At 67.3% G+C, this 13,495-nt stretch carries 2 protein-coding genes and 1 pseudogene; all 3 read right to left on the reverse strand.

All coding sequences use genetic code 11. The features are described from left to right. Positions 1-18: 18 nt before the first annotated feature. Positions 19-6,276, reverse strand: coding sequence for a type I polyketide synthase (locus tag SSPN_RS45150; RefSeq protein ID WP_010309377.1), 6,258 nt, complete (start codon positions 6,274-6,276; stop codon positions 19-21). Continuing rightward, positions 6,260-9,490, reverse strand: a pseudogene (locus tag SSPN_RS51660) (type I polyketide synthase); the annotation flags it as partial. The gene SSPN_RS45150 and the pseudogene SSPN_RS51660, both read right to left, overlap by 17 nt. A gap of 56 nt (positions 9,491-9,546) precedes the next feature. Further along, a partial coding sequence (locus SSPN_RS45160; RefSeq protein ID WP_010309384.1) for an SDR family NAD(P)-dependent oxidoreductase occupies positions 9,547-13,495 on the reverse strand: 3,949 nt, incomplete at its 5' end.

Consider the following 13,495-nt stretch of genomic DNA (forward strand, 5'->3'; position numbering starts at 1 on the left):
AAGTTCCGCAGGAACTGCTCAGGACAGGTCGAGCTCGTTGTCGATGAACTCGAATATCTCGTCGTGCGTCGCCGAATCGAGCGTGCTCAGGACATCGGCTCCGGTCGGTACTTCAGCTGCGCTGTTCCACTTCTCGTGGAGGGCTCGCAGTCGTGTCGCGATTCGGTCCCGTGCCCGCGCTTCGCCGGTGAGCATCGAGAGCTGCTGCTCGATTCGATCGAGCTCGGCAAGGGCCGAGTCCACGGTAGTCTCCGTTGGGAAAAGCTCGGCGCAGAGGTGACGCGACAGCGACTCGGCATTGGGGTAGTCGAAAATCGTGCTGGCGGGCAGCTGGATCCCGGTGGCGGTGTTCAGCCGGTTGCGCAGCTCCACCGCCATCAAGGAGTCGAATCCGAGTTCCTGGAACGGCCGCGATGGCGCCAGGGCCGTGGCATCGTCGCGTCCCAGCACAGCCGCCGTCTCCGCCCGCACCAGATCCAATACCGCATCGTCGCGTTCCTTCCGCGACAGTCCGGCCAGGCGTTGCGTCAGCTCAACGGGTTTGCCTGTGCCCGCTTGTTCGCCGGTGGTTTCCAATGCGGCTCGGGCCTCGTCGATGGTGTCCAGCAGCGGGCGTCGACGTGCCGAGGTGAAGGCTGGGGCGAACCGTGCCCAATCGACATCGGCCACGACGAGGGAGGTCTCATCGCGGTCCAATGCACCCTGAAGTGCCAGCAGCGCCGCGCTCGGTTCCATCGACGCCAGGCCCATCCGGTGCAGCTGTGCGCCGGTTTCGCCGGCGGCCATGCCGTCACCGGCCCACGGTCCCCACGCAACCGCGGTCCCGACCAATCCCCTCGCCCGACGCTGCTCGGCCAACGCATCCAAGTAGGCGTTCGCAGCCGCATACGCACCCTGTCCGCCGGCTCCCCACACCCCCGACACCGAGGAGAACATCACAAACGCATCCAGCTCCGAGTCGGCCAGCAACTCGTCCAGATTCGCCGCACCACGCACCTTCGCCGACAACACCGCTGCAAAATCCGCCAAACCCATCTCCACTACGTCGCCCGCCTCGCCGACCCCGGCGGCGTGTACCACCGCAGTCAGCGGACACTCCCCACCGATCCCTGCCAACACTCCAGCCACTGCGTCACGATCAGCCACGTCGCAGGGCACAATCGACACCCGAGCACCCAGCGCCTCCAGCTCCGCCCGCAATTCCCCAGCGCCCGGAGCGTCCGCTCCTCGACGGCTGGTCAACACCACGTGCTCAGCCCCGGCACCGGCCAACCACCGGGCAACATGCGCCCCCAAACCGCCCGTACCACCCGTCACCAACACCGTCCCCCGAGGACGCCACACCGACCCGGCACCCGACGCACCAGCGCGTTCCAACCGCCGCACGAACACACCACCACGGCGAATGGCGACTTGATCCTCGCCACCATCCGCCAACACACCCGCCAACCGGGCACCCAATCGGTCGTCCCAGTCCGATGGCAGGTCGATCAAGCCACCCCAGAACTCCGGGTGCTCCAGTCCCGCGACACGCAGCAGCCCCCAGACCAGGGCCTGCTCCGGAGACACGCGTACATCTTCCAACGCGACGCCGCCGCGCGTCACCGCCCAAAAAGGCGCCTCGACGTCGGCCTTCCGCAAGGCCCGCAGAAGCTGCACAGTCAGCGCGAAACCAGTTGGCAAGCAGGAGAATCCCGGAGCAGGCGATTCATCGAGCCCCAACAGCGAAAGCACGCCACCGAGTTGACCGGCATCCGTCAGCGCATTGGCCAGCCGCTGTGCGACGTCCTCGCGGTGCGGGTCCTCTTCGGACAGGCCGATCCGGACGACCTCGGCGCCGCCTCCGACCAGTGAACTCGTCAAAGCCGTGACCAATCCGTCATCCGCAGCACCGGGCACGACCAACAGCCAGGTACCGGAAATCTTCGGGGCCGGCACCTCCCGAGAGGAATGCCAACTGATTCGGTACCGGCAGGAATCGACGAGCGAACGGTTGCGGAGTCCGCTTCGCCAGGAGGACAACGCCGGCAATACATCGCTCAACGATGCGCATGTGTCGTCGTCCGCCCCAAGATCCAGAGCGGCGACCAACGTTGCCAGATCGCCTTGGTCAACCGCGGTCCAGAACTGTTCCGCCACCTCGCCGATGTCTGCGCGGTCGCGTGCTGGCCGCGCACTGGACTCGATCCAGTAGTGCTGTCGTTGGAAGGCATACGTTGGCAACTCGAGCTGCCTAGCGCCGGTACCGGCGAAAAACGCCTGCCAGTCCACCTCACCACCACGGGTGTGGAGATGCGCCAGGGCTGTCATCACCGAACGGGTCTCGTCCCGCTCCCTGCGCATCAGTGGGATCGACGAAATCCGCCCAACCCGATCGGACTCGGTCGCACACTCCCGAACCAGTGCCGCCAGCGTTCCGTCCGGGCCGAGCTCGACGACCGTGCCTATGCCCTGCGCTGCCAGGGCCTGGACACCGTCGGCGAAACGGACGGGTTCACGCGCCTGGCGCACCCAATACCCTGGTGTGCTCATTTCCGCGGCTCTGTCGAGCTCACCCGTCAACGTCGACACAAGCGGTGTCGTTGGCTTACCGAACTCCGCAGACTCGGCGATCTGGGCGAACTCGCCCAACATCGGGTCCATCCGGTGCGAATGAAAAGCATGGGAGACCCGCAAGCGCCGCGTCCGGACTCGGAGCTCGGTCAGCCGGCCGACGATGCTGGCCAGCACCTCCCGATCGCCCGACAACACCACCGAACCGGGGGCATTGAGCGCGGCGACGCTCACGGACTCCTCCCGACCGGCCAGCAATGGCCGAACAAGGTCTTCACCAGCAGCCACCGCCAACATCGCGCCGTCAGAGGGCAGGGCTTGCATCAACCGGGCGCGCGCGGCCACCAACCGAGCCGCATCCCGCAACGACAACACGCCAGCCGCAAACGCGGCGGCCAACTCCCCGACCGAATGCCCCATCACCACATCCGGCCGAACGCCCCACGAACCCAGCAGCCCCAAGAGGCCGGCTTGCAGCGCGAACAGACCCGACTGCGCCCACAGCGTCTGATCCAGCAGCTGCGCATCGGAACCGAAGACCACATCCCGAACCCGGCGGTCTTCCCCCAGATGTGCCTCCAACTCGGCGCAAGCCTCATCAAACGCAGCAGCGAACACCGGAAACTTCGAGTAGAGCGCTCTGCCCATCCCCAACCACTGACCACCCTGCCCCGAGAACACGAACCCGAACCGAGCAGAAGCACGAGTTCCGCTGATCACCCCAGAAGCCTCCTGACCGGCGGCCAACGCCGCCAGTCCAGCAACCAGCTCACCGCGGTCCGCACCCAGCACGACAGCGCGTTCATCCAGCGCGGCTCGGCCAGAAGCAAGCGAGTAGGCAACATCCAGCGAACGCTGCTCCGGCCGGGACTCGACCTGAGACAAGACTCGTTCGGCTTGTCCCCGCAGGGAATCCGTCGTCTTTCCCGACACCAACCAGGGAACGACCGGAATATCGACAGTAGATCCGGATTCTGTTTTGTCCGTCTCCGCTGTACTATCTGGCGCATTCGTAGCTTGTTCGAGGATCACATGTGCGTTGGTGCCGCTGATCCCGAACGACGAAACCCCCACCCGACGAACACGGTCAGACTCCGGCCAAGGTACCTGTTCGGCGAGGAGCCGGACCGCCCCCGACGACCAATCGACCTCCGACGTGGGCTCATCCGCGTGCAGCGAGGCGGGCAGCTGCCCGTGCCGCATGGCCATCACCATCTTGATCACACCGGCAACACCCGCCGCGGCCTGCGTATGACCGATGTTCGACTTGACCGACCCCAGCCACAAGGGCCGATCCCGCTCCCGGGCCTGCCCATACGTTGCGATCAATGCCTGCGCCTCGATCGGATCACCCAGCCTGGTCCCGGTGCCATGTGCCTCCACCGCATCCACATCGGACGCCGAAAGAGCCGCATTCGCGAGTGCCTGGTTGATCACCCGCTGCTGCGACGGACCGTTCGGCGCCGCCAGTCCGTTCGAGGCGCCGTCCTGATTCACCGCTGACCCACGAACCACCGCCAACACCCGATGCCCATTCCGGTGGGCGTCCGACAACCGCTCCAGCAACAACAGGCCCGCGCCTTCGCCCCAGCCGGTGCCGTCCGCGCTCTCCGCGAACGACTTGCACCGCCCATCCGGCGCCAAACCGCGCTGACGGGAGAACTCCACGAACATCTCCGGCGTCGACATCACGGTCACACCACCGGCCAACGCCAGATCACACTCGCCCGAACGCAACGACTGGCACGCCAGATGCAACGCCACCAACGACGACGAACAAGCCGTATCCACCGTCACCGCAGGACCCTCGAAACCAAACGAATACGCGACCCGACCCGACAGCACACTGGCCGAGGTACCCGTCAGCAGGTAGCCCTCCGCCTCCTCGGGAAACTGCCGCACATCCGTCGCGTACCCACGGCTTCCAGCGCCGATGTACGTGCCGACCCCACTGCCCTTCAAGGACAACGGATCGATTCCGGCCCGTTCGAGGGCTTCCCAGGCGATTTCGAGCACCAACCGCTGCTGCGGATCCATCGCCAACGCCTCACGTGGGCTGATGCCGAACAGGTCGGCATCGAACTCACCGGCGTCGTAGAGGAATCCCGCCATCCGCGCATACGTCGTTCCAGGCCTGGAAGCATCCGGATCGTAAAGGCCTTCCGCATCCCAGCCCCGGTCGGAGGGGAACTCGCCGATCACCTCCGTGCCGGCGGCGACCAGCCGCCACAGGTCTTCCGGCGAGTGCGCGCCACCCGGAAACCGGCAGCTCATCGCGACGATCGCGATCGGTTCGTCACTCGCGGGCGCGCTGGCAGCGGTCACCGCAGCCGACGCGACATCACCCACCAGCTCCTCGAGCAGGTGAGCGGCCAAGGCGGCCGGATTCGGGTAGTCGAAGACGGTTGTGGTCGGCAGGCGCAACCCGGTGGCGGTGGTCAAACGATTGCGCAGATCCACCGCCATGAGGGAGTCGAACCCGAGCGCGCGGAACGCCCGCTCGGGCTGGACTTCCTCGCGACTGCCGTGCCCGAGCACGGTTGCCACCTGGGCGCACACCAGATCCACCAGTTCGTGGCGTCGTTGGGCTTCCGGCAGCTCCGCGAGATTGCGGGCGAACGGCGAGCCGCCTGGTTCTGCCGGCCCATTCGCGGGCATCGCCTTTCTCGCCGCCGGCACTTCGTCGAACAACCGGGTGGCGCGAGTCGCGGCGAACGTGGGAACGAATCGGTCCCAGTCCACATCAGCGATCGACACGCACGTCTCATCCTGGTCAAGTACTTCCTGCAGAGCCAGGATGGCCGACGCCGCCGGCATCGGACGTATCCCGCGTCGCCGCAGGTGTTCGCCCGCCGCGCCGTCGGCCATGCCGCCGCCGGCCCAACTGCCCCAGGAGATCGAGGTTGCCGGCAGACCGCGTGCTCGGCGTTGTTCGGCGAGTGTGTCCAAGAATGCGTTCGCCGCGCCGTAAGCGCCCTGACCGCCCCCGCCCCATACCCCGGCACCCGAGGAGAACAGGACGAAGGCATCGAGATCGGTGCTGTCGCACAGTTCGTCCAGCACCTGAGCGCCGCGGACCTTCGCCGCGCATATTTCGGCCAGGCCGTTCTGGTCGGTCTCCGCCAACGGCAGCAGCCGACCGACTCCGGCCGCGTGGAACACCGCGGTGACGTCGAACTCGGCCAGTAGTGCGGACATCTCGGCACGATCGGTCACGTCGCAAGCCACGATGGACACTTGCGCTCCAAGGGCCCGGAGTTCGGCTTCCAGCTCGGCGGCGCCTGCTGCTTGGTTGCCCCGTCGACTGGTGAGCACGATTCGCTCGGCTCCGATTTCGGCCAACCACCTCGCCACCTGTGCGCCCACCGCGCCGAGTCCGCCCGTGATCAGCGCGCTCCCTCGGGGGCGCCACTTACGTCCAGCGGGCTGATTCGCCGGGGCGGGTACCAGTCGCCGGGCCAGCACGCCCGACTGGCGAATCGCCAGTTGGTCTTCCGCCAAGCCGTTGGTGAGCGCTTCGCCCAGCCTCGTGAGGACGTCGCCGTCCAGCGAATCCGGCAGGTCGATCAGCCCACCCCAGCGCTCGGGGTGTTCGAGTGCGGCTACTCGCCCCAGACCCCATGCTTGCGCCCGCAGCAGCCGATCTGCGGGGCCTGCCTTGACCGCACCACGCGTGATGGTCCACAGAGGAATTCTGAGGTCGGCTTCACAGCAGCAAGGCAATCCCGCTCGGGACGTCCTTGCATTCGGGGTGGGGTCGCTCGTCCAACGCGGTGAGCGACAGGATTGCCTTCACCGGGTCACCGTCGGCTGCGGCGCGGAGTTCGGTTGCGAGTTCGCCACTGGTCGCCGCCGGTGGCACGTCGAGGCGCAGGGTGCTGATCCCTCGCGTGTTCAACGCATCCGTCAGCCGTTCGACCAGCGCTTCCTCGATGCCGCCCGGGGGAACGACCAGGAGCCAGGTTTCCCGCGTTCTCCGGACCGGCTGCGGGGCCACCCGTACCCAGTCGACTCGGTACCGCCAACCGTCTGCCAAGACCCTTTCTCGTTCCTGACGGTGCCAGACGGACAGGGCTGGAAGTGTTGCGCTCAGCGGTGCGTCGGCGTCGAGATCGAGGGCATCGGACACGCTTTTCAGGTCTTGGCGCGCCACGGCTTGCCAGAACCAGCCCGCCGCCGGGTCCGAGACCGCACGAGCCTCGTCGGAGGCAGCTCCCTTGTCCAGCCAGTACCGCTGGCGCTGGAACGGGTAGGTCGGCAGGTCCAGCCGTCGGCCCGCGCCCCCGAACGCCACGGCCCAGTCCACGGTGGCGCCGCGCACGTACGCCTCGGCCAGCGAATGCAACAACCTCCGGAGGCCGCCCGAGTCACGTCGCAAGGTACCTACCGCGGCCACGGCGGTCTCCGACTCCGCACCGGTTTCCTCGACCGCCGTGGTCAGCACCGGATGCGCACTCATTTCGATGAACAGGCCGAATCCCCGCTCGACCAGGCCCTGCACGGCGTGTTCGAACCGGACCGGCTGCCGGAGGTTCCGATACCAATACTCGCCGTCCAGCCTGGCCGGATCCACCCAGTCGCCGATCACCGTCGACCACCACGGCACCTGGCCGTCCCGGTGTCGCACCCCGGCGGCGGCCGCCAGCACCGGGCTCCGAACCACCTCCACGTGCGCTGAATGCGAGGCGTAGTCGACGGGGATACGGCGTGCACGCATGTCCTTTTCAGCGCACTCTGCCAGCAGTTCGTCCACCGCTTCCAGATCGCCGGACACCACGACCGATCGCGGGCCGTTGATCGCCGCAACTTCCAGACGGCCGCCCGATCCCGCGAACAATGCCGCGACCTCATCCGCAGGGCAGGCCAGCGACGCCATGCCACCCCGCCCCGAAAGTCCCTTCAACGCTCTGCTGCGCAATGCGACAAGCCTGGCCGCATCCTCCAGCGGCAGCACCCCGGCTGCGCAGGCCGCGGCGATTTCGCCTTGACTGTGGCCGACGACGGCCGCCGGCCTCACCCCGTAGGAACGCCACACCTCGGCGAGCGACACCATCACCGCGAAGGACGCGGGCTGGAGCACGTCCACCCGGTCCAGCGGTGGGGAGTTCTCCGCTCCGCGCAGCACGTCGACCAACGACCAGTCCACGTACCTCCGCAGCGCGGTGGCGCACTCGTCCATGTGGCGCGCGAACGTCGGCGAAGCGTCCAGCAGGTCGACTGCCATACCGGCCCACTGCCAGCCCTGACCGGGGAAGACGAAGACGACCTCGCCGTCCAGGACGCTCCCCTCAACGACATCGACCGCTGGTTCACCGCTGGCAACAACGCCAAGCCCGGAGCGCAACGTAGCGCTGTCCCGACCAAGCACCACCGCTCGGTGCTCCCAAGCCGTGCGCGTGGCGGCCAGTGAGAAACCGACATCGACGGGGTCGGGATCGGTCTGCTCGCACAGCTCGCGCAGCCGTTCGGCCTGGGCCCGCAGCGCCGTCGACGACCGCCCGGACAACGCCCAGGGCACGATCCCAGGTGCTGGGGACTGCGCTGCTTCCTCGTTCTCGGTCACGGCGAGCGGGTCGTGTTCGAGGATGACGTGTGCGTTGGTACCGCTTACCCCGAACGACGACACTCCAGCGCGGCGCGTACCCGTCCCTGGCCAGCGGATGTTCTCGGTCAGGAGTCGGACCGCACCAGCCGACCAGTCCACGTGCGAATTCGGCTCGTCCACGTGCAACGTGCGCGGCAGCTCCCCGTGCCGCATCGCCATGACCATCTTGATCACACCAGCGACGCCCGCAGCCGCCTGCGTATGACCGATGTTGGACTTGACCGACCCCAACCACAGCGGCCGGTCCCGGTCCCGATCCTGTCCATAGGCGGCTATCAGAGCCTGCGCCTCGATCGGATCACCAAGCCGCGTACCCGTTCCATGCGCCTCCACAGCGTCCACATCGGACGCCGACAGCCCCGCACTCGTGAGCACCTGCTGAATGACCCGCTCCTGGGCCAGCCCGTTCGGGGCCGTCAATCCGTTCGACGCACCGTCCTGATTCACCGCGCTACCACGAACAACCGCCAGTACCCGATGCCCGTTCCGCCTGGCGTCTGACAGCCGCTCCAGCAACACCAAACCGGCACCCTCACCCCAACCGGTTCCATCCGCAGCCGCCGCGAACGACTTACACCGCCCATCCGGTGCGAGACCACGCTGACGGGAGAACTCCACGAACCTCTCCGGCGTCGACATCACCGTCACTCCACCGGCCAGCGCCAGATCACACTCGCCCTGCCGCAACGACTGACACGCCAAATGCAGCGCCACCAACGACGACGAGCACGCCGTGTCTACCGTCACCGCTGGGCCCTCGAACCCGAACGCATACGCAACCCGACCAGAGGCGACGCTTCCCGCATTGCCGGTTCCGAGATAGCCTTCGACACCTTCTCCTGCCCGGTGGGCGCCGGTGTCATAGCCCTCGTACATCAATCCCGCGAACACCCCGGTGCGGCTCCCCCGCAAGGACCTCGGGTCCATCCCAGCGGATTCGACGGTCTCCCAGGAGATTTCCAGCAGCAGCCGCTGCTGCGGGTCCATCGCGAGCGCCTCACGGGGGCTGATGTCGAAGAATCCCGCGTCGAACTCGCCGGCGTCGTGGAGGAAGCCGCCGTGCCGGGTGTAGCAGGTTCCGGGCTGATCCGGGTCGGGATCGTAGAGCTCGTCGAGGTGCCAACCACGATCAGCGGGGAATTCACCGATGGCGTCGCCACCGGAGGCGACCAGTTTCCACAGCCCTTCCGGGTCCTGCACCCCACCCGGGTACCGGCAGCCCATCGCCACGATCGCGATGGGTTCCCGCTCTCCCGACTCCGCCTCGTGCAGCCGCTCGCGCGCCTGGTGCAGATCCACGAGCGCACGCCGCAAGTACTCCCGGAGCTTCTCTTCATTCGACATGTGGCGTTTCCCTCCAGGAAGTTGCGAAGGCTCCGGCTGAGGCATCAGGGAAGTTCGAGATCGTTGTCGAGGAGTTGGAAAAGCTCGTCGTCCGTGGCCGATCTGAGCCGGTCCGGCACGGAGCCGCCGCCGGTTCCGCCGGACACGTCCGCCAGGCTCTGCAAGATCGCCTGTAGCCGGGTGGTGATCTGCGCCCGCGTGGCCTCATCCCTGGCCAGCGTGGGCAGGTTCGCCGCCCACCTGTCGAGTTCCTCGAATGTCCCGGCCAGGCGGTCTGCGGACAGCGCGGTGACGAGGTGCGCGGCGAGCGCATCCGGCGTCGGGTAGTTGAACACCAGGGTGGCGGGCAGTCGCAGCCCCGTCGCCCCGTTGATCCGGTTGCGCAACTCGACCACGGTCAACGAGTCGAAGCCCAGCACCTTGAACGTGCCGTCCGCGGTGATCTCCTGAGAACCGGCGAATCCGAGCACTGCCGCCACATGCATGCGGACGAGGTCCAGCAGAATCCGATGTTGTTCTGCATCCGGCAAGCGTCCCAACCGTTTCCGGAGGCTCTCGGCATCATCCGCAGTCGCCGCTTTGTTGACGCGATGCGGCCCGACCAAACCTTGCAGGACGGAGAACTTGATCGCGTTCCCGTCGGACAAGCGGCTGAATCGAACCGGCGCCACCACGGTATGCGCGCCGCCGCACGCGGCGTCGAACTGGGACAACCCCTCCTCGGTCGAGATCGGCAGCAACCCAGATCGCGCCAATCGATCCTGCTCGGCTTCGCGCAAGGTGCTGGCCATGCCATGTTCCGCCCAGGGCCCCCAGGCCAATGATCTCGTCGGTAGGCCGCGCGACTGCCTTTGCTGCGCCAATGCGTCGAGGAAGGAGTTGGCCGCCGCGTAGTTACCCTGCCCACCGCTGCCGAGCACACCCGACACCGACGAGAACAACACGAGGGCCACGTCCGGGTCGATCAGCTCGAGCAGATTCCGCGCGCCATCGACCTTCGGGCGCAGAACCTGGTCCAGCCGCTCCACGGTGAGCGATTCGGACACTCCGTCGTCGAGAACACCAGCCGCGTGCACCACGGCGGTCAACGGATGCTCGTCCGGGATGCTGGCAAGCACCTTCGCCAAGGTCTCACGATCGGCGACATCGCAAGCCTGCAAGGAAACCTCGGCACCGTAGGCCGTCAGTTGCGCCACGAGCTCAGCAGCGCCACTGGCTGCGGGACCGCGCCTGCTGACGAGGACCAGGTTTCGCACCCCGCGCTCGATCACGAGGTGCCGGGCGACCTCTGCGCCAAGTGCTCCCGTTCCGCCGGTAACCAGAACCGTGCCTGCGGCGTCCCACACCGGAGGCATGGTGAGCACCAGCTTTCCCACATGCCGCGCTTGGCTCAGGTGCCGTAGCGCCTCGGGCGCCTGCCGAACGTCCCAAGCCGTGACAGGCAGGGGCTCCAGCACGCGTCCCTCGAACAACTCCACCAGCTCGTGAAGCATCTCGCCGATTCGCTGCGGGCCTGCCTCTACGGTATCGAAAGCCTGGTAAGACACGCCCGGATGCGCATCGGCGACCTCGACGGGGTCACGAACATCCGTCTTCCCCAACTCCAGGAAACGGCCACCGCGCGGCAGCATTCGCAGAGACGCATCGGCGAACTCCCCGGCGAGGGAGTTGAGCACGACGTCGACGCCGCGTCCGCCGGTTGCCCCGAGGAACTGCTGCTCGAAATCGCACGTCCGCGACGAAGCGAGGTGTTCTCGGCTCAGCTCCACGGCTTGCCACTTGTCCTCGCTAGCGGTGGCGTACACCTCTGCACCGAGGTGCCTGGCGAGTTGGATCGCGGCCATCCCCACCCCACCGGCGGCCGAATGAACCAGCAACGACTCCCCTGGTCTCAACCCGGCGAGATCAACCAGCGCGTAGTAGGCGGTGAGAAAGACGATCGGCACCGATGCGGCCCGCGCGAAGCTCCAACCAGCGGGAATCCTCGTCACCATGCGATGGTCGGCGACCGCGAGCGGCCCGAACGCCTTCGGGATCATTCCCATCACGCGGTCGCCGGGTGCCAGGCCGGTGACGCCGGGGCCGGTCTCCACCACGACCCCGGCGCCCTCACTGCCCAGCGATGCCACACCGGGATACATACCGAGCGCGATGAGCGCATCCCGGAAGTTCACCCCGGCCGCGCGCATCGCAATCCTGACCTCACCGTCACCCAGCGGTGCCGTGGCCGTCGGTTCGTCCACCAATGCCAACCCATCCAGGCTTCCCGGGCGCGTGGCCTCCAATCGCCACCCGGTGCCGTCCGGCACGGGCAGGACGTCATCGCTGCCCAGTCCAGCCAGTCTGGGCGCATGAGCGCCGCCACGTCGCAACGCGAGCTGAGGTTCGCCGCAGGCCAGCACCCCCGGCAGCGCGGGGAGGAGTTGCGCGGGCTCAGGCACATCGACGAGGACGAAGCGATCAGGGTGTTCGGTCTGCGTCGACCGCAGCAGTCCCCAGAGCGCGGCCTGCGCCAGATCGGTCACGGGTTCGCCCGGCTCCACGGCCACTGCTCCCTGTGTCACCAGGAGCAATCGGGATTCGTTGAGTCGCTGATCGGAAAGCCAGCCTTGTACCAGGTCGAGTGCATGCCGAGTCGTCTCCCGGACATCCGCTGTTCGTCCACCGCCGGGGGGCGTGGGTGCGATGACGACGCCGGGTGGTTCGGCACCGGCATCCAACGCAGCCGTCAACGACCGGAGGTCCGGATACACCTGTATGTCAGCGGACACTTCTGAGGTGCCGAGAAGCACGCAGGACGGTGGCTGAGCGGATGTCGGCAGTTGAACCGTTGGCCAGCTCAACCGGTACAACCGAGCTTGATGGGCCTGTCGGCGCGCACCGGTCCGCCGGGCCGCAGCCGACCGCAATACGAGTCGGTCCACCGAGATCACCGGTCGACCGGTGCCATCACAAACCAGCAGGGACTTGGCATCGTCACCAGCCGGGACCACGCGGACCCGCAAAGCCGGCGCGGCCTTGGCGTGCAGGGACACACCTTCCCACTGGAACGGCAAGCGTGCGTCATCCATGTCTCGGACAGCCGTTGCGTGCAGAGCCGCGTCCAGCAGTGCCGGATGCACCCCGAAACCAGAATCTTCCGTTCCCGGCAGCGCGGCTTCGGCGTACACCTCGTCCCCTTGCCGCCAGGCCGCCTTGAGCCCTTGGAAGATCGGGCCGTACTCCAGCCCAAGCTCTGCGAGGTCCCGATAGAATTCGTCGAGGTCGACCGGCAGCGCGCCAGGAGCCGGCCAGTCGGCCAGGTCTCCAGCCGCCTCGCCGCGGCCTGGCGCCAACCGGCCCGTGGCGTGCCGCGTCCAGTCATGCTCCGCCGCCCCTTCGGGGCGTGAATACAGCGCCATCGGCCTGCGTCCGGAATTCTCGGGCGCGCCCACTCGCAGCTGAACCTGGATCGCCCCGCGCTCCGGCAGGACCAGCGGTGCTTCCAGGGTGAGCTCTTCCACCCGTTCACAACCAAGACGTTCCCCCGCGTGCAAGGCGATCTCCAGCAACGCGGTGCCCGCAACGATCACTTCACCCAGCACCCGGTGTTCGGCCAGCCACGGATGCGTCCGCACCGAAATCCTGCCGGTCAGCAACACCTCGTCACCACCCGCGACCGGCACCACAGCACCCAACAGCGGATGCTCCGCCCCGGCCAGACCGGCACCTGTCACATCACCGGAATCCGATGGCACCAGCCAGTACCGCTGTCGTTGGAAGGCGTAGGTGGGCAGCTCGATTTGCTTCGCCCTTGTACCGGCGAAGAACGACCGCCAGTCCACCGCACCACCACGTACGTGGACGTGTGCCAGGGCCGTCATCACCTTCTGCGCCTCGTCCTGGTTCCTGCGCATCGCCGGGACCGCGCTCAGCCGCCCGGCGTGATCGGATGCGGCGACACATTCCTGGATCAGCGCCGACAACGCCCCGTCCGGACCGAGCTCGACAACA

Source organism: Saccharopolyspora spinosa NRRL 18395 (genome assembly GCF_000194155.1).
GTDB lineage: Bacteria > Actinomycetota > Actinomycetes > Mycobacteriales > Pseudonocardiaceae > Saccharopolyspora > Saccharopolyspora spinosa.